Raw genomic sequence first — 18,270 nt, 5'->3', positions numbered from 1 at the left:
CGGGAAATAAAAAACCCGCCGAAGCGGGTTATTTTGATTCGAGATTGGATATTCTTTTTTCTAACTCATCTATGCGTGACCAGCATGACTGGATCGCTTTTACCACAGGGGGAATAAATTCGTCATAACCAAGCGAACCGACATCAACACCTCCATTCACTTTTGCGTTCTGCAGGAAGCCATAGTCGTCAGGGTTTAGTCCGAGGCTTTGGATTAGCTCTTCCACTTCCTGATAGATAAACCACTGATGGAGACGCTTCCTTTTTTTGGTTTCTGCCTTATAACCTTCCTCATCAAAAGAGACTTCGGTTTTGGTTACTGGGTTTCCTTCCTTATCAGTTTCGCCGGTTTCCACCTCAGTGAACGTGTAATAATCGTCGCGCATATTCCAGCGGCCAGACACCGGGCGAAGGCCGTTTATGAAATCAATCCCTAAATCAATGTCTTCTACATCAGCCTTGTCTCGCGAATCAGATCGGTTTTGCACAGTGCCATAAACGTAGGTCGTAGTTGCACTGTTTCCGATTTGAACCTGGTTAGAGCCTGAAACATAGGCGCCGTAGCCAATGCCAGTCGAATTTGTTATAGCAACAGGAGTTGTTCCGTCCTGCAATACTCGCATTGCTAATCTACCCAGAGCTGTGTTTTGAGTCCCCGTGGTTTCAAGCTGCAAAGCATCAGCGCCAACAGCCGTATTTTCCCCGCCTGTGGTAAGCGCACGACCAGCCCGGAACCCCACGGAGACGTTGTTTGCTGAAGTGGTAGTAAACCTGCCGGCCTCATAACCCATTGCAGTGTTGTTGCTGCCAGTAGTCTGAGCGTTTAGAGATCTGGCGCCTACTGCTGTGCTATTTGATCCTGTAGCTACCAACATTACAGATTCACCTACCGCGGTGTTATCAATCCCCGTCTGGTTTGCTTTCAGGGTGTTATTTCCAAGGGATGTATTCCCCGTCCCTGTGGTATTAGCCATTTGCGACTGAAACCCAACCGCAGTCAAAGATGCCGCTGTGGAAGCGCTTAATGATTTATATCCTACAGCTGTATTTGAGCTCGCAGTTGTAAGAATATTGAGGGCGCTATGACCGATAGCTACGTTATACTGCCCTGATGTCAGCGATTGTAGGCTTATTACCCCAACGGAAACGTTATAGTCTGCGCCAGACTGGTTTCGCATTGCCTGATACCCTACGGCAACGTTTTCAAGGCCGTCGCTCAGTGCTGCACCACATCCAGCCCTATACCCTACCCATGTATTGTTACTGCCATACGCAAAGTCACCGGCGAAGGTGCCAATGCTCGTAACATAAGATGGTTCGTTGTCTCCACTGTTACCCAGGGCGCGATGACCTATAGCAACTGTGTAAGAGCAAGATGGCGATTCACCCAAAGCACCATAACCTGCGGCTACGTTGTAGCCACCTGTTTTTAGTTTTGCACCGGCAGAGAGACCGAATAGAGAGTTGTACTCCCCGCTGGTTAGCCACTCACCTGCGATAGAACCGACTGCTGTGTTGCCATTACCAGAAGAACGATAAAGAGCCTGGAAGCCAATGGCAGTCTGGTTGACGGCGCTAGTAAGCGTCATCAATGACCTACCACCGTAAGCCGTGTTATTTTCGCCCGTAGTAATATTCTTTAGGCTTCTTGCACCCATGCCGGTATTCATCATGCCTGCCGGGCTTGTTACTGGATCGGGCAGCGCCGGAGAAATGCTCCCTCCTCCATTTGCTAGCACATTATACGACCTAACAGATTCAGGTACGGTGCCAAGGTTTAAGGTGCCATTGGCTATATTTATTTTAACTGCGTCATAGGTTGTGGATGCAGGAGCGCTTACCGTATAAGCATCAATCCAAGTTATAGGTTGGACAATATCATTGAAAGTTACAGTTACATCAGACTGGTTTTCATAATTATAAAAAAGAGTGTAATTCTCTTCGACCCCAGTTCCTGCACTACCCCCCTTGCGCCACCATTCCGCATTATCGAACTTCAAAACCCCCGGGCCGTAATAATATTTTTTATACCCCATAGCCATAGGAGTGGAAATCCTCCACACCCCTGACGGGACATAAATAATATCTGATTTACCTTCCGCCATGGAAATTACCGAATCCTGCAGGATAACACCGGTGCTATCAGCCCCGGGCAGTTCGGCAAGAGAAACCCCATCTCCGCTATGGACGCTTTCCCCATTAGCAATTGTCCAGGCAGAGTCTCCCGGGATTGTAATTACCTGACCTTCTTGAATAGTCACTTTTGGACCGAATGACCACGCATTCATGCTTTCAGGAATATCGACGCTATTATCGATAGTCTGCTTATGCCATGAAATAGGTGAGAACGCGCTCGCCTCAAGAGGCACGTTTCCAGTTAGTTGCTTTTGAATATTGGCATCAGCTTCTGCACGAGCATCGCGCTCAAGCGCATCAGCTTCTCTTCGTGCCTCGGCTTCTGCTGTAATCTGCGACTGAGTGAAGCTGCGATTTTCTTCGTCTTGATCATCAGCATATCTCTTAGTCGCCGCATCATCTGAATCAACCGGTGCACCGAGATTGGAAATCCGATTATCTTTGGCGTCAAAATATCTGGCGTACTTATTCGGCTTAGTCAGCGCCAGAGCGTCAAACCGCCATCCCCGATCCTGAATCAGCATTGTCAGTTTATCCAGGGCGGTTTCGTGTGATTTAGCCGGGAATTTGCCGTTCTCGTAGTACTTCGTTTCCTGTGTGACTGGCGGAGAACGGAAAAAAAGCAGAGTCGATCCGATGGCGAGCGAATTGTTTAGGGTAGCCATGCCGCCCGCATCTTCACGAGCGCCGGTAACAGAGTAATCGGCGCCATATGTCAGCTCTTGTACATTTCCACTTGCGTCAGCAATAAGCGCCGATATATCGCTGTTTTGCAAAAAATAAAACGGAACGGCAAATGTTGTGCTCGCCCCGTCTCCGGTATACTCAATGAAACTTTGCGTAGATGCTACAGTCATCTGCCTTTCTCCGGGCGTGTGTAATCCCCACAGGGCTGACCTGCGGTAAGAGGTGTAATGCGTGATATTCAGTCATCAGACATAGAGATAACCGCTATTGTTGCGGTCGTGCTTTCGCTTGTCTCTTTGCCGTATCTTGACTGGTGGGGGTTATTAGTAGGCCCAACGATGGTTCTTATGTTCGTCTGGGCTTATTACTCTATGGCTTTTTGCGGCTGGGTCATGGGGCTATTCAGAAGCCATTAGCGCCCGAGCATCGTTTGAGACGGCGGGAAGATGAAGTCATTGCCTTGGTTCTTCCTGATATTCTGCTCATAACGATGCAGTGAGCCTGGCGACATAGCTTCCTGCAACTGATTCAGAAACAGATAATTCAGCACCGGTCGCGCATAAAAGAGGTTGATAAAGGGGGTGTGATCGACAGTAAACCTGAATGCATCCCCGGCCTTCGCATCGCCAGAACGAGCTTTCTGAAATAGAGTGATCACGTCATCAAGGTTGCCGGCCACAGGCCCCGCCATTGATGTGATCGGCCCATTGCCAAAGCGGTTGGCCTCACCAAACAAATAATCACCGAATATTCCAATCCCCCCGCCCTGCACAGCTGCGGCAAGAAATGTTTTCGGGTTATCTGCCGGCCGTGGCGTTTGCCCCTTAAGCAGCAACTTGGTTTGCATGGACAGGTAGCCGAAGGTGGTCATCCACAGGAACAGCTGAGCCATACTGGCAAACTCCCCTTTCCCGCTTTTAGACAGTGCATTCCAGGTGCTGCCCCAGCGGCTTTGTCCCAGCGGCGCTGGCGTATAACCTCGGCCAAACACTTCCCTGCCTAATGCCTGTTGCATGAACGATGCAGTGAAAGACTTGTATTGGCCGATAAAGCGCAGCAACTCCCCTTCAACGGTGCCTGGCTGCGTCCCTTGCTTCATAAACGCCCGCGTTCTTGCCGTGGGTTCGGTCATGCCAACCATTACACGGTCAAGAACATAACCACGCAGCTTGTCTGCAAGTTGCTCGCGGGCACCCTGAAGACTTCGGTCATTCACCTTGATGCTTTTATCGGAAAGGTATTTACCGATCACTTCATCAGGGATGGAGTCGATGCCATCCGGCGTCATGAAATTACGGCCTTCAGACCCCCGCAAATCCATCTGACGATAGATATTCCACTCGGGCTCACCAATGCCGTGCAAATCCAGTGCACGCTTCAGGTCGCCATTTAACGTGGCGTGAGGCGAATGGGCGTTATCTGCCAGCCAATGAGAAACCATCGTTGCTGTAGTTTTACGTGACGCCTCAGTCCACCAATTAAGCAGATTCAGGCGAAAGAACTGACGCTGCAGGCGCGCCACTTTCCCTGGCATGGTGACATCGCCTGAGAATCGTTGAAGGATTTCATCCCGCATACTGTCTGAGTAAACGCCGAGAGAGCTGAGGATGCGCTTCTGATCATCTGAATTGAATCTCTTAAGCCTTCCCTGAATAGACTCGCTGAGTGCCTGTAACATATTTTTTCCCTGGTATCGCAATTCCAGGGCGTTACTGGCCAAGTCATTAAAAGAGCTGACAGTAGCCCCTCCTAACTTAATCATGGAGTCCACGGCTCGTACCGTTGAACCGAAGCGAGCGAGAGACGTTGAGCCGGGGATATTTGTCTTGCCTGTTACTTCAGCAAGCTGGCTTTTGATCTGGCTGCGGCGCGCATCCGCAAACGCCCTCAAAGCGCGCTCATTGCCTTTCAGGTCTTTAGAAATAGTGTCAGCCAGATAATCCACCATATTCTCTGGGTTGGTGCCAAGAACACGCATCAACCCGGTGCTTCTGGAGGATGCGTCTAATCCGCCGTAGATCGCTTCCCGCAGACTCCCCACGCCGAATTGCTGATTGTACTCATGCCATGCCACACCATCTTTAAAGTGCAGCACGCGCTCCTGGCTGGCTCGTTTGGCGATGTTCTGAGAGCCTTTGAAGCCTTTCATCCAATCCGGTTTTTCAGCTGAGAGATGAACACCGGAAGCCAGACCATCATAGACGCTGCGCAAGAACCCATCCGTGTTCTCAACCCCTTCGAAAGTCTCATTTGCCAGTCGAGGCAAGATCGCATTGCGCCACGCTTCATAGCCGGCAGCCCGGATTTTCATCATGTCATGCCCCTGACGGGCAATGTAGCCGGGCATCTTGCGAATCCACGCCCCTGCTTTGTTGGCATCCATTCGCGCAGCTTCCTGCCATTTTGTGATGATCTGCGCGATTTTCACAGACTCAGGCATTAACCCATCCGTAGGCTCGCCCTTCCCCAATCGCCACATCGCATCAGCGACTTCTGCATCATTACTGCCGCTTGCCAGAAACTTCAGCACGCCAGCCTGCTCAAGGTCGAGGTTCAGCCCGGAAAGATACTTCGACCGCAGCTGATGCTGCTCCGCTGAGGCAGAGGCTCGGCTTCCTGTTCGTGACTCATTCCGCCCAACCAAAATGGCTGACAAGCCAATATCTGGCCGGTCTGGGAAGCTGTCACGCAGGAAGGCCAGCCGCTGAGCGGCTATGCGGGTATTGAGTGCTTTATTCCTGGCTTCAATCACTTTCGCCAGTTTCTCGGCATTACCCAAATCTTCAGCAGCACGACGCGCCGCCTCTTCCAGTGAGATTGACTCATTTTCAGCGCGGATGCGGCGAACCGTAGTTTCCATGCTATTGACCAGATTTTCCATTTCCTCTTCAGATAGGTCACGGCCGGCGGCCTTATTAACTACATGTTCACACTGAGTGAGAAACTGGTTAGCCATTAAATTCTCCTGAGCATACAGGCGGCATAAGCCTGCAGGCCTTTGATAATGCTTTCGTCATTGGCTTCGCGTGTAAGGTCATCCAGCGCCTGCCTAAGCTCTGGCGAATCAAGGTCATCTGTCATGTTGCGGGCAAGCTCAAGCTCTGCCGCAAGGTCTTCCTGAGCATTCACCAATTCTGCGTTTTCACGAGATGCGCGCTGGTAATCTATCTCGGCCTCAGCGCTTGATCTTGCGGTTGCCGCATCCTCATCCGGGCGTGGCCCCCGCTGAATCTGACGCACTGCGGATTCGCGAAGCTCTGGTGCCGTTAAATCAAAGATGGGTTCAACGTCTGGCGAACGGCCCTGGAGCATATGGGAGATGCCGGCGCGGAATGCGCTATGCCGCTGTGACCAGTGGGCTGCATCGATTTTTTGCGCAGCCGTGCGCACACCCTGAGCAAGCGGTGTTTTCTGCAATGCCCCTTTGATCTGCCCGGCACGCTCCTCAATTCTGCGCTTAAGCCCTTCAGGGATTTCACCACGTGAGATTGCTGCTTGCTCGCCGGTGGCACGCTCTGCGGCCGCGTTACGCTCTAGGGTTTGGTTGATTTCATCATTCCGCCCCTGCAAAGCCTGCTTCTCTTGCTCGATATCACGTTGCGCCCGCTGCCGTGCTTCCCGGTATTTCACTCGTTGTTGTTGATACTGAGCAACGCGGTCTGACAGCGTTTCATCCAGCCGTGAGGCCTGATACCCATTGCTGGCAATCTCCGCCCGCAGATCAGCAACGTTCTCTACCCGTCCTGACTGTGCAGACTCAAGGTTACTTCTGTAGTCCGGCAACACTTCATCGTATGCCCGGCTGTATGCGTAGCTATCAGCCTCACGCGCAATTGCATCATCCAGGAATGGCGGAGTGGCTGAATCAGAGGGATCACCTGAGCGCCGTGGCGCAGATTCAATATTGTCAGCCGCTACTGGCGGAGCCTCTTCCCCCCGGGCGGCTGGTCGGCGGCCTCGCACTACATCAGCGATAACGCCACCGCCTGCATGGAGAATCCCGCCGCCAACAGTGCCGTAGAAGAGGTTTTCCATAGCAGCTGCCATAGTGAAATCTTCCCCCTCAGCTGCAGACGCTTGAGCAGTGAAAGGAAGTGTCACCGCCGTCTGGGCGCCACCCATGACGGCACCCTGAACAAAGCGCTCTCCAGCCCGGCCAAGGAATGTTGCAGCACGCGCTTCCCCGGCAAATGGAACCAGACTTAATGCCAGGTTGGCAGGGTCAGCCATAAAGCCGGCCATGCCCGCGAGAACATTTAATGGTGAAGCGATAAACCCGGATGGTGCCGCTGCTGCTATTTGCTGTTTAGCCAACGCCTCCTTGCGTGACTCTGTAACGTGGTCAAGGAATGACTGCGTTACGCCCGCCTCCGGGATATTGATGCTCCTGACGCCCAGCTCTTTGAGCTTCGCATCAGCCTCTGCTTTGCTGACCACTGGGGAAGCAGTGTCGTTAGCAAAAGCATCAGCTTCCGCGAAACGGATGCCTGACATGAGTGGGCCATCTCTGAACCCCTGGCCGAAGGATGCCGCCAATGATTCACCCAGTCCGGCCGGGGCATTGCCGATAGGCTGGTTAATCCCCTGTCCGGGATCATCGGTATAAATTGGCATCGATTACCTTCCGGTTGATTGTCCGTTCTGGAATGATTTCAAGATTGCGTCGCGCTGGCTCTCAATCGAGTACCCCTTCGATTGGCCGGGCGTGTAGGTCATAGGCTTGCTGAGCGTATTCATGATGCTGTTCCAGGTGCTGCGGTTCTGCTGGCCGAGTTTTGCCAGGTCAGTGAAACTGGCTGTAACGGGTCGGCCATCAGAGCCACTCACTACCAAACCGTTGAGTGTGAGCATTAGCCCCGTCTCGTCAGAGTTTGTCACCCACTCGCCATTATCACGGATGCGATCAAGGCTCTGCTGCCGGTTGTCTTCATCACTGATGCGGGGGTCGCCAATCAGTGGCGTGATGTCGGAGGGTTTGAGATTCTCCGTCAGGTGATTAACGCCGTCAGAGACCTCATCGACATTCAGCCCAGAACGAACCGGCAAGCGCCATGTACCCTTGGTTTGATACTGGCTTCCCAGAATGTCCTGATAAGCCTGCTTTGCCGCATCGCTGGGGTTAAGGCCTTTCTGGATGTTCAGGTAGGTAAGTCGCCTACCCTGCTCATTGAAATTGTTCCAGACAGGAATTCCGCCTGGTTGGCCGACCATTGTCGCGGCAAAGTCTTTTGATTGAGATGCCCATTCGCCATCGGCGCTATCAGATGCACCCTGTGTTGCAGTGTTGATCGCATCTTTGAGGTCTGCGGTTTTCACATTACGGTTTTGCCAGAGGGCGTTTGCTGCCCGCGGGTTCTCCGTTGCCATCACGACCTGCAGCGCGGGGCCGGCTTTTTTCTGCACCTGCTGCATTACCTGTTGCGCGTAGGGGCCAAACTGCTGAGCTACTGACTGGATGGCTGTTACGCTTTGCTCTTTGCTGGTATCGATTTGCTGCAAGATACCGTCAGCCAGCGAAGTGGGCAGGATGTCTTTGCTTTTTATCCCAAGGCGAGACTTCTCGACCATGATGGCCTGGGCAAGCGTTGCTCCCTGCGATGGGTCTTGCTGAAACGCCCGGAATGCCGCCTGAACATCTGGTGAGTTCTGTGACAGCCAGCCGCCCGGATCATCTTCACGCGCCTTCTGCACCTGCTGATATTTCTGTACGGCCTGAGCGTAACGCTGTTGGCGGAAAGAGAAATCATCCTCATTGCCTTGCGGCCTGATGGACTGTACAGATTGCAGTGCAGCAGATGCTGATTTGGTGTTGATGTCAGAGTAAATGGGCTGCAGCTCGTTGAGCATCGCGTACTGCTGATATTGCTTATCCAGCATGGTGAGCTGCTCCGGCGTGGAATCATGCGGCGCGGTACTCATCCACTGCTCACGCGAGATAGGATTGCTAACAGGGTTGCCGGACTCAATCAGCGCGGAGTCATTCTGCATTTGCTGCTGCATCAGAAGGCGGCGCTGAGTGTTCTGCTGATCGACTTTAGCCTGAGCCTGATTAATCACGGCGTTAGTCTGCTGTGGCGTTAGTTGCCCCCACGGAACGCCTGGCGCGAGCTGGTTAGGGTCGTTCAGTGATGACCACGCACGGTTAAGCTGGCTGTCGCTTACCGGTGCGCCGTAGCCTTCCTGCTTCGCCATCGCCTTAGCAACAGCGGTCATTTGCTGTGGGTCATTCGGATTGAGCTTGGCATCAACCGGGATGCCGGTCTGCTGACTTACCGCTTGGGCGTACTGCGTGGGGTTGTTGTTGTCAGCTGCCGGCGCCCACTTGTTGATAAGGGATGCCAGCGTGTCATTGCCATTGTTGATATGGTTGCGCATCAACTTCAGGCCGGCACGGAATCCGTGGTCTGCTGTATCAAACTGCTCAAAACCACTGCCGTTATCGTCTCCCTTGCCCGCCCACTGGTTGCTGGACGAGAAGCGGACATTCAGAGGGTTATTATTACGCGTTGCCAGAGTGCCAGGAGATCCTGAAGGCGCTGCCATGCCATCGCCTGAGCCTGCTGCCTGAACAGCCTGGAAAGTGCCGTGCTGATCGATAACATGCTGGGCATCAGTGTTAATGCCGTACTGTGCAGCGGATAGCGCCCACTGATTGCGGGAGCGGCTAGCCAGTTCAGCTTTTGCCGCTGGGTCGAGGTCACTTTGCTCAATAGCCTGCAGATGGCTGGCCGCCATAGATTTGGCTGTATTCGGATCTTGCAGAATCATGTTGCCGATAGCAGATGCGCTATCACTCAGGTTAGCCACCTGAATTTGCTTGGCTTGGTTCTGACCCCAGTTAATGGCCTGATTTTCTACCTGCCCTCGAGACTGAGCCCACCGGAGAGTGTAATCCTGCTTTTCTTCTTCAGACATGTCAGGATGGGCAGAGAAGAAATCTTGCTCATGCTGTTTGATGATCTGCTGTGCCGCAGGGATGTAGTCAATGCCGGTCTTCGACTGCTGCTGTGCTTCATTGAGTGATTGATTCAGGCCATTCTGCGCGTTGACGTAATCTGTCATGCGCTGTGTATTCTTCACGGCTTGTTGTTGCTGGCCTAACTTGTATGCTGCATCAGCAAAGCTATTTAGCCCAGACTGAAGCATCTTCTGATCAGTGGTTTCTACTGGAGTGTTGATTTGTGATGCAGATGGCGCACGAACGCCTACCTGGCTTGTGTACGTGGGGATGCGCGCCATTTTTCACCTATTTCTTTGAAGATGATCCACCAAAGGTTCCGCCAGCCTTGCTATACGCTGAAAGGGTGCTTACAGCTCCGCCAAGATAGCTAAGCAACCCTGGCTTCTGGGCTTTTGCTTGCGCCCGTAACGCACTGGCCTGATTTTGTAAGTCGGACACTTGCAGGCGCCCATTGTAATCCGCGTTAGCCGCGTCCATTTCTGTATCGATGGCAGTAGAACGCTGAATCAAAGCATTTGAACCGCCAGTCCCCGTGCCGTTATCAGCAAAACCAGCTGACTGCTGAGCCAGCACTTGATCACCTTGGCGACGAATTTGCGACACTTGAGAGCCAGTTTGCAGTGCGACATTGCGCGTCTGCTGGTCAAGCAATTTAGCGTTAAGGTTGCTTTGCTTGGATGCATCCCTGGCGCTATTGATATTGCTCAACGCACCTAACCCTGCTGCGCCGGCCGCGAGATATTCCGCCATTTACTTCCTCACTATGCTGTATGACTTAGCGTCTTTACCGTTGGGGAGGATGCAGCGAAGCACACCCTCGAATTCAAACCCGAGCATCTCCAGCCAGCGGTCAGCCTCACCAAAGGCACTGAGCGTTTCCAGGCGGATGTAATCATTTTCAACAGCATCAATGAGCCGTCGCGCCGCCCGGTAAAGCTTTATCCACTGATGCGGCATATTCTCAGCCACAATCATGTGCAGGTATCCCCTGCCCTCACATACCGGCAGAATGCCGCCAATTGCCACCACTCGACCATCCTGAACGCCGGTAAAGCAGTCGCCCTGAGCGAGTTGCTGTCCGTATTCAATAGTGCGAATGATGTACTGCTGGCATTGCTGAGGCTCAATGAGCAGGATGTGCTCTGGTTCAAAGTCGATGATTTTCATTCGCCGGTCGTCCACATTCGCGGATAGATTGCGCAGATTGTCATGGGGAGAGGCTGGTCTTGGATGATCCGCAGACTGCCGTTCTTGTTGTAATCACCCGGCCAGGTGATCTCTTTGATTTCCGTGTAAGCGCCCGGAACCTTGTCCATCAGGTCACTGTAATCGCGGGTTTCTATGATGTCGGTATTGCGCCCACTTTCATCAGAGACTTTTCCGCCAAGAGAGCTAACGAATAGAATTGCCGCTTTATTCACGCGCTTAATCTTCGTGTCCTGGAATGGCAGTGTGACCAATTCAGAGCTAAACGGAAGGCCTACGTTTACGACTGATGAAGGCCACTGCAAACTAATAGCGCCACCACTTACCACCGCATCAGGGTGAGCCGCGCCATCTGTCGTAACAGATACGGTTTGCCCTTCAAGGTGAGACAGACCACTGACAGAGGTGACTGCCGCACCGTTGTATGTCAGCCCACAATCAACGTAGAACGCTTCAGAAAGAGACTGGGTATCTGCATCCCATGAAGGTTTTAAAAACTCAACATAGCGCTTTACAGCCCCATTAATAGTGCGACGAACAACAAGCCATAAGTCATCACGGTTCCCGTCTGGGTCTGGGATTGTCGAGACTGCCTCAACAAAACCGCCTACATCATGTCGATGCCACCCAATCACTTCCTGCTCGGAATTGTAAGTCAGGGCAACCAGATCACCATTTGCTAGTGCAACCCACACCACATTGTCTGGCTCCTGTTGCCAGGCGAAATCGACAATGCCAGTCGAGGTAATATGCTCAGCCAGCACAGATAGGTCTGTTGAGCTATATGACCCGCTTTGGTAATCAGCGGTCACCGCCCTGACTTTCCTGCCTGCGCGCTGAACGAACAGCACTGTATTGCCCACTACCACCGCATTTATGCCTTTGGAGCCATATTTTGACTCCTGGACAATCTGAATGTTATCGGGGCCAAAGGCATTGGTTGTGGTCGATGGCGAGCAGGTAAGCTCGCTACTGGCAGTACCGATAATCAGTGAGCTACTGGCAGCCATCCATTGAATTGTGTTGGTTGAGTCTGCCTCAAGTTGCACGTTGATCGCATCATCAGACTGAACCTCATACCCATCACTCATAGGCGTGAAGTTTTCGTAGTCAGCAGCAACGGAGAACCAAAGTTTGTTACTGCCAGCAAAGCAGAGGCGGCTTTTGTAGAAGCCGACTTTTGTCGGATAGCCCATTGCATCAGACCAGTCACCGAACGCCCACTTAAAGGTTTTCCCGGTGGCTGTTCGTACACTTGGCGGAAGCTCAGTCAGGATTTTACCAACAGCGACATTCGCGCTGGTGACGGAGGTGATTTGGATTACACCCCATCCACCGTTTGAATATCGCCAGAGCGTATACCCGTCCTGATGAGCGCCCGCCGTCCATGTTGGTTGGGTTGACCCAGTTTTGGTGCCATCCATGCTTTCGTAATATTTACCGTCACTCCGGCAGAATACGCCTGGTGAAAATGTCTCTGTCGTTTGCGCCTGCCAGCAAGGTATGTAACCGTTATGCCCTGTTCCATCCGTGACAGCGTCAGTACTGGCCTCGATATAAAACAAGCCGCCAACATGACCAGATTCAAATATGGCTGAGTTGGCAGTGATGGTGCATAGGCTCGTTGTTGTGGGGGTGCCGTCTGGCCGCGTTGCCCCATCCGATGACCAGATACGGAACTGGTCGGTATAAACCGTTACCGCCCGGTTGGAGTTTATGTCATCGAATGGCCCGGCTGAGGATGCGTAATCCATCGCGTTCAGCGTCCAGTTTGTATTGCTATTGCGGCTTAGCTTGTACGGAGGTTTTTGCCCGGTGTAGCAACAGATATAAATCACATCACCGCTTTGAACCATAGACAGGCCAAACCCGCCATCATCATTTGTGAGGTCATCATCTGTATAGGGTGAGGCAATTTCCAGCACGTTACCGGAGCCATCCAGCGCTACGCCATGGTCAGAATAAAAGCGGATATAGCCGGGGCCGAACTCAAGAATGAAAGCCTGAGTGGTGTTGTATTCAAACTTGGCTATCCACACACGCTGGCCGGAATACTTCACTTCACTGACAAAATAGGTGCCGCCGCGGCGCTCTGCCGGCCCCTGTGATCGAGGGATGAAGTTGAGCATCTTTTTGCAACCGCTCTTCCACTTCTGGAAGTCGGTCTGCCCCATCATCAGCGGGGAGAATTCGCCAGCATTGAAGCTGTTGATGGCAGGGGTAGCAGATGGCATTTACAACCTCGATGTGACCCAGGATGTTTCCTGTTGCTGAATAGGTGGCCGCTCTATAGCGCTTGCTTGTCGAGCCTGGCGGATAGCCATCTCGTAATCCTGAAGCGCGGCCTGTTTTTTGGTGGATGACTGTGTGATCGACTCGCACACCTCGACAGCCAGCGCGCAGGCAAACGCTTCGGTGAAAGCAGAGTCGTAAAGCGTGGGGTCATCCATCCTGGCGCCGTAGCGCAGATAGATTGGTGATTCCATGTCGGTGAGGATTTTGCGCCCCTCGACCTGATAACGCGGAATGGGCAGCGTGTAACCGAAATGCCATTCCTGATGCGTCATGTCTGTCACCACGTCGATGCGCAGACAGTCCGCAGGAAGTTGATACTGATATTGATACCCGAACGCCGGATTCTCAGTAAGTGTCGCCAGTTCTGCCCGCTTAATGGCGAACGACCAGCGATAGATGCGAAGCAGATTATCAAGAACGCCATCATATACAGCCTCGATAGCGCGTGACGCTGCGTTGTTGTCCGTTTCGCTCATGAGCCGCTCGGAGCCGAGCTTGGTCAGTGCGCGGTTAATGATGACGATTTTGGTAGCCATGTCTCACCATAAAAAAAGGGGCCGAAGCCCCTGCTATCAGGCGGTGTAGTTACGTGCGTAGGCGCGCCATGCCGCTACATCTTTCACGATGAAGGCAGAGAATGCGCCGGCAGTAAGCGGGCCGGTAGAAACGGTGTAGCGCACGCCGACATAGCGCAGGTAGGTGCCGGTAGGCAGTTTAACTGCGGTCAGCGTCTTACCTGCGGTCAGGTCAGCCAGTTGATAGGTCGGGCTGGTGAAATGGACAGTGGAGCTGGTGAGGCCGGCAGCAGCAGACGATTCGAGGGTGATCTGCACGGTAGCAGCACCTGCGGCAGTTGCTGCGGTATCCACCTGGAGCACCAGATAGACATCTTCACCCGTACCGATATCAACGCCGGTGTTGTAGTTGAACGCCGGGTTCAGGTCGACAACGTTCGTGGAGATGGCCGTGGCCGTCACCGTCTGGCTGTCAGAGAATTCGAGTTGCTTATCAACGTACATCTTTCGCTCCTTATACGATGCGGGCTTCAGTGGTGTTCAGCGCGTCAATGCGACGGTAAGGGATGCCACTGAACAGCGTTGCTGGCCGGCCACCCACTTCGTCATAAGACAAGGTGCCTGAAGCAACTTTGTTAACTGTCTGGCGGCGCAGGAAAGAGCCGATGGTACGGTTGCCGTAGAACACAGGGTTTACGCCGCTCAGGCTGTGGATTTTCTCCGTAGCCTGGGTCATCAGGTCGATGATGTCGGCGCCAGAGGCGGCATTTTTGGTGAGGGCTGTGGCATCGATATTCGCGATACGAACCACGTAGCGCCAGTCGTGCAGCGCGATGCCGCATTTCCATTGGTACTGGTCCATATAGGCGCGATAGCGGTTCTGGTTGGCGTCGAACGCATCACCTTCACCCAGATCTCTGTGAACCAGACCAGCTTGTGAGCCTTTCGGGTAAATACCGTGAATGGTGTTGGCACCCCAGCCGACCAGCCAGATAGAGGTCAGGTTAGAACCGGTGCCGCCTGCATCGATGATGTTTGCTTTGTTTGCACCGCCAGCGGCAATTGCGCCGAAGCGCGGGCCGAGTCCGGTAAATGCTTCAGGAGTGCTATCCACATTGCCGTACAGAACGGTGTTCTGCATGCGCTGGTTCATCGCTTCCAGGAAGGAAGTAGCCTGCAGCAGGCGGAAGGAGCCGGTGTTACCGTTCAGCATTGCCAGATCTTTGTCGATTTCCGAGCGGGCTTCGAGGATGCCGCACGCTTCATCGATTTGAGCGGTGGTTGCCTTGCTTGGCGGCACACCGCCGTTGATCTTACGGAACACGACATCCGGCAGGCCGGTGCGGGTGGTGATTCGGTGGCCGGTTGGCAGGTTGCCTTCGTACCACGGCATGTCCTGCAGCATTTCATTGGACTGGTTTAAGAGTTCCGCAACTGCTGCCGTGCCGCCATTCGGATCGAGAGTCTTTGCCACGTCGAGCAAAGTGTACTTTCCGGATAGTGTAGCCATTCAATAATTCTCCAATTATTTCTATTAGTTCATGCTCGGCCAGAGGCGTTGAGCGAGTGTCATCTCACCGCCTTGCGGAGGTGTCTTAGGTGTTGCAACTGATTTGTCTTCGTTAATGGCCGCGCCGATCTTCAGGAACATCTTTGCGATAACGGGACTGTTGATAAGGCCGGACTTGTCCAGCATCTCAATGAATTCAGGTGGGGCGAACGTGCTGACGGCTTTGGACATCAACGCCTTGTTCTCGTCGAACTGCGCGCCCCATTCCTGCTTGATGGTCGACAGGTCAGTCTCTACCTGCTTTTGCAAGGCAGCCTGCTGAGCTTCTGCCTGCTGTGCCTGGTGTGCATTCCACTGAGTAGCGAGCGCCTGCGCCTGCTGCTTGTTCAGGCCAGCTTGATGCATCCACTCGGCAGTGGTTTTGGCAAACTCGCCAGCGTCACCTTCTGGCAGCGGCAGCTCATAGCCTTCTGCACTCTCAGGGCGCCCCAGTTTTGCGTACAAAGCATTCCACCCATCGGCATCCCCCTCTTCCGGCAAAGCGGCGAGAAATGGCTCTGGAGCGGCTTCTGTAGGCTGCTGTTGGTTTCCGCCAAGCAGAGAGGTTGTCTGCTCAGCCTGTGCAGCGGCAGGTGCCGCCTCAGTCGCCGGAGCTGGTGCTGACTCGCCACCGGCTGCGGCAGAGCCTTCTGCGAGTTCACGCTTGACGTTAAAGAAGTCGGATAGCTTAAACATCGTTGTTCAATGCCTCGTTAAGCTGCTGGATAGCCAAAATGATTTGAGCGTCATCCAGGGTTGTGAAGTTGATGATCCGGTGTGCAACCTCGCGCCGACCCTCGGCCAGCATGGTTGCCAGTGGGTCTACGCTGCCGGTTGCTTTCGAAATGGCGACGGAGCTTTGCAGCAGCTTGCTGAAGTTCATCAGGTCAGCCACGACCATCTCCTGGTCTTTCGTTCTTTTTCCTCTCTCGCCAAACACCGACCGGTAAGCGCGGGACAATAGGAGGTCGCGCCTGTTAGCGAACAGACGTTCTTTCAGTGATGCCATGCGTTATCTCTTACTGTGGGGCTGGGAGCGGGGAGTTAAATTTCTGCTGAGCTGATGCCAGGCTATCGGCCGCTTGAGCTAATGGCTGGGCTGTCTGGAGCACGTTCTGCAATTGTTGCTGTTGAATCTGTTGCGCCTGCATCTGCGCCTCTTCATCAGCATCCATAATCAGCGAGCGAGGCATCCCATTGATGTCACCAAACTCGCGCAGGATGTCGCCCATTTTAAACAGGCTCATGATGTCAGGCTTAGACTGAGCCAGTGATGCAGCCACCTGAAGCGTCTGAGCTATGCCGCTGCCTTCATCTGCACGCTGCATTCGTACCAGCGGTGACTTGTAGTCGATATCGAACTCCATGCCAGCATCAACCAGTTGCTGCGGCGGAGGCGGGAACAGACCCATGCGGGCGCAGATATCCACCTCGCGTTCAATCATCGGGCCGAGTTGTTCAGACATGATGCGCCCCATCGTCGGAGCTAGTAGCTGCCCTTTCTCCTGAGCACGCAACATAGCCTCAGTCGCGGTCATGTTCGGGTTCTGCACCAGAATCTGGAACAGCGTCACCAGAAACACATCGTTAATGAGCTGGCGCTTCTGCTCCATCATCTCAAGGCCAAGCTGCGGCTGGGCGCCCGTACTGAACGGGATAGCCAGTGCATTACCCTGGGCGGTGACTGCGCCGGCGTTAATGCTGCCCGGCACCAGTGAGAATGCATCAAGCGCCCCATCATCAGAGACCAGAACAGGTGGGCGGTTAGCGAGCTGCGCGCCAATCAGCGTCTCCTTGTTCATCTCGTTGAGCACTTTGATGTCAGGCAGCGCTGTCATGCCGGGCCCGCGCCCGTAAGTTTCACCCGGCGACTTGTAGTAGCGGGCGATGCAGTACGGCATGGTGTGGTAGCCACCCTTGCGGACGATCTTCTTGCCTGACAGGCTAATGTAGTGAGATGTCCACGGCATACCATCGGGGCCGGGCACAGGCTCACCATTCATGTAGCGGACGTTCTCGTTAGGTGCTACACGGTGAATGAACTCAAACCGCTCAAGCGGGTTACGCTCAGCTGCGTTCTGGATGAATTCCGGGAGCTTCTCTTTGCCAAACTGTTGCACAGCCTGCCGGGCAGTAAGCGTGAACTTGCGGTGAACAAGGTCAACGATGCCCTGATAGTTTTCTTCGAAGTAAATCTCCTGAAGCGGGTAGCAGATGTAACGCGTACCCTTGCCCGGGAGTTCATCAACGAAGATGCAGCCATTACCAAATGCGCCGATGGACGTGTAGTTCTCACTCATCTGGTTGGCAAAGTTAGCCTGCGGCGCGTAGCGGATGCGGAACAGGATGCGAGTTACCGCTTCGTAATACTCCTGCACTTCATTGTCTTCAGCAAACCGTTCATTCTGAAGGCCGTGCCATGTCTGCGTGCGAGGTGTCACGACTGACTCAACAGCCGCGGCGAACCGCTCAAGCGCAAGAATGGGTGTGGAGTCGATCGCCTTCTCTGACCGCTTAGCGCCGTCTTGCTTCTTACTGGTAAAGCCAGACGCACGGGGCAGGCATCGTTCAGCGACTTCCTCCCAGTGCTGCTCCCACGTTTTACGCGAGTTTTGCATCGTATTCTGGTCGCGCAGGATTTGGTCGAGGAGTTCTTCCTGGCTTTTATCCATGTTATCCGCCTAAAAGTGTTTTCTGCCCTGTGGAGCTTGAAGAACTGTCACCGCCAGAGCCGGTCAGCAGGTTAGCGTTAACGCCTTTACGCTGCCGGCGCCGGAGTTGGTCATCAGCCTGAGCCAGTGCATCGTCTGTGTTGACTGGTGAGGCGGCCTGAATCGTGGTGCTGGCGTTATTCCCCAGGCCAACGAGCGACCCAACGCCGCCAATGACGCCGCCAATTGCTTTTGTTACTTCACTCATGAG

14 protein-coding genes are annotated in these 18,270 nt (G+C 53.6%); all 14 read right to left on the bottom strand.

What is annotated here, in order from left to right; translation table 11 throughout:
* Positions 1-28 precede the first annotated feature (28 nt).
* The 14 genes from CYR52_RS07670 to CYR52_RS07605 all read right to left on the bottom strand — a co-directional run bounded on the left by CYR52_RS07670 (position 29) and on the right by CYR52_RS07605 (position 18,267).
* Entirely contained in the window at positions 29-2,992 is a 2,964-nt protein-coding gene (locus tag CYR52_RS07670) for a tail fiber domain-containing protein (protein WP_101828359.1), read from the bottom strand.
* A 242-nt stretch (positions 2,993-3,234) separates the two neighbouring features.
* Complete coding sequence (locus tag CYR52_RS07665; RefSeq protein WP_101828358.1) at positions 3,235-5,778, bottom strand: hypothetical protein; 2,544 nt, start codon at positions 5,776-5,778, stop codon at positions 3,235-3,237.
* Positions 5,778-7,436, bottom strand: coding sequence for a coiled-coil domain-containing protein (locus CYR52_RS07660; RefSeq protein WP_101828357.1), 1,659 nt, complete (start codon positions 7,434-7,436; stop codon positions 5,778-5,780). Before CYR52_RS07660 ends, CYR52_RS07665 begins: the two co-directional genes overlap by 1 nt.
* 3 nt (positions 7,437-7,439) lie before the next feature.
* Positions 7,440-10,061 carry a hypothetical protein gene (locus tag CYR52_RS07655; RefSeq protein ID WP_146001335.1) on the bottom strand — a complete coding sequence of 874 codons (2,622 nt, stop codon included), beginning with the start codon at positions 10,059-10,061 and terminating at the stop codon, positions 7,440-7,442.
* Between the two features lie 7 nt (positions 10,062-10,068).
* The gene (locus CYR52_RS07650) at positions 10,069-10,533 is read right to left on the bottom strand and encodes a hypothetical protein (RefSeq protein WP_101828355.1); all 465 of its coding nucleotides are present in this window, start codon (positions 10,531-10,533) and stop codon (positions 10,069-10,071) included.
* Entirely contained in the window at positions 10,534-10,950 is a 417-nt protein-coding gene (locus CYR52_RS07645; protein WP_101828354.1) for a hypothetical protein, read from the bottom strand. It abuts the gene before it with no gap.
* On the bottom strand, positions 10,947-13,223 hold the full coding sequence (locus CYR52_RS07640) for a phage tail protein (RefSeq protein WP_101828353.1): 2,277 nt from the start codon (positions 13,221-13,223) through the stop codon (positions 10,947-10,949). The genes CYR52_RS07645 and CYR52_RS07640 overlap by 4 nt, the downstream gene beginning before the upstream one ends.
* Positions 13,224-13,820, bottom strand: a complete 597-nt coding sequence (locus CYR52_RS07635) for a phage connector family protein (protein WP_101828352.1) — start codon at positions 13,818-13,820, stop codon at positions 13,224-13,226.
* A gap of 36 nt (positions 13,821-13,856) precedes the next feature.
* Positions 13,857-14,303, bottom strand: coding sequence for a Bbp16 family capsid cement protein (locus tag CYR52_RS07630; protein ID WP_101828351.1), 447 nt, complete (start codon positions 14,301-14,303; stop codon positions 13,857-13,859).
* 10 nt (positions 14,304-14,313) lie between these two features.
* Positions 14,314-15,309, bottom strand: a complete 996-nt coding sequence (locus CYR52_RS07625) for a major capsid protein (protein ID WP_101828350.1) — start codon at positions 15,307-15,309, stop codon at positions 14,314-14,316.
* Positions 15,310-15,333: 24 nt separating this feature from the next.
* Positions 15,334-16,044, bottom strand: a complete 711-nt coding sequence (locus CYR52_RS07620) for a hypothetical protein (RefSeq protein ID WP_101828349.1) — start codon at positions 16,042-16,044, stop codon at positions 15,334-15,336.
* A complete protein-coding gene (locus CYR52_RS07615) occupies positions 16,037-16,357 on the bottom strand; it encodes a Bbp19 family protein (RefSeq protein WP_101828348.1) in 321 nt (106 codons plus the stop codon). The genes CYR52_RS07620 and CYR52_RS07615 overlap by 8 nt, the downstream gene beginning before the upstream one ends.
* Positions 16,358-16,367: 10 nt before the next feature.
* Complete coding sequence (locus tag CYR52_RS07610) at positions 16,368-18,020, bottom strand: portal protein (protein WP_101828347.1); 1,653 nt, start codon at positions 18,018-18,020, stop codon at positions 16,368-16,370.
* 1 nt (position 18,021) lies between these two features.
* Positions 18,022-18,267, bottom strand: a complete 246-nt coding sequence (locus CYR52_RS07605) for a hypothetical protein (protein ID WP_206605015.1) — start codon at positions 18,265-18,267, stop codon at positions 18,022-18,024.
* Between the last annotated feature and the right edge of the window lie 3 nt (positions 18,268-18,270).

This window comes from Chimaeribacter arupi (genome assembly GCF_002858805.1).
In the GTDB taxonomy this organism is placed as follows: domain Bacteria; phylum Pseudomonadota; class Gammaproteobacteria; order Enterobacterales; family Enterobacteriaceae; genus Chimaeribacter; species Chimaeribacter arupi.
This window is presented reverse-complemented; position numbering and strand designations above follow the sequence as displayed.

Coding starts and splice junctions, on each gene's coding strand:
- CYR52_RS07645 (WP_101828354.1), bottom strand. CDS start 10,950: ATGAAAATCATCGACTTTGAACCAGAGCACATCCTGCTCATTGAGCCT.
- CYR52_RS07670 (WP_101828359.1), bottom strand. CDS start 2,992: ATGACTGTAGCATCTACGCAAAGTTTCATTGAGTATACCGGAGACGGG.
- CYR52_RS07630 (WP_101828351.1), bottom strand. CDS start 14,303: ATGTACGTTGATAAGCAACTCGAATTCTCTGACAGCCAGACGGTGACG.
- CYR52_RS07655 (WP_146001335.1), bottom strand. CDS start 10,061: ATGGCGCGCATCCCCACGTACACAAGCCAGGTAGGCGTTCGTGCGCCA.
- CYR52_RS07620 (WP_101828349.1), bottom strand. CDS start 16,044: ATGTTTAAGCTATCCGACTTCTTTAACGTCAAGCGTGAACTCGCAGAA.
- CYR52_RS07635 (WP_101828352.1), bottom strand. CDS start 13,820: ATGGCTACCAAAATCGTCATCATTAACCGCGCACTGACCAAGCTCGGC.
- CYR52_RS07610 (WP_101828347.1), bottom strand. CDS start 18,020: ATGGATAAAAGCCAGGAAGAACTCCTCGACCAAATCCTGCGCGACCAG.
- CYR52_RS07615 (WP_101828348.1), bottom strand. CDS start 16,357: ATGGCATCACTGAAAGAACGTCTGTTCGCTAACAGGCGCGACCTCCTA.
- CYR52_RS07665 (WP_101828358.1), bottom strand. CDS start 5,778: ATGGCTAACCAGTTTCTCACTCAGTGTGAACATGTAGTTAATAAGGCC.
- CYR52_RS07640 (WP_101828353.1), bottom strand. CDS start 13,223: ATGCCATCTGCTACCCCTGCCATCAACAGCTTCAATGCTGGCGAATTC.
- CYR52_RS07660 (WP_101828357.1), bottom strand. CDS start 7,436: ATGCCAATTTATACCGATGATCCCGGACAGGGGATTAACCAGCCTATC.
- CYR52_RS07605 (WP_206605015.1), bottom strand. CDS start 18,267: ATGAGTGAAGTAACAAAAGCAATTGGCGGCGTCATTGGCGGCGTTGGG.
- CYR52_RS07625 (WP_101828350.1), bottom strand. CDS start 15,309: ATGGCTACACTATCCGGAAAGTACACTTTGCTCGACGTGGCAAAGACT.
- CYR52_RS07650 (WP_101828355.1), bottom strand. CDS start 10,533: ATGGCGGAATATCTCGCGGCCGGCGCAGCAGGGTTAGGTGCGTTGAGC.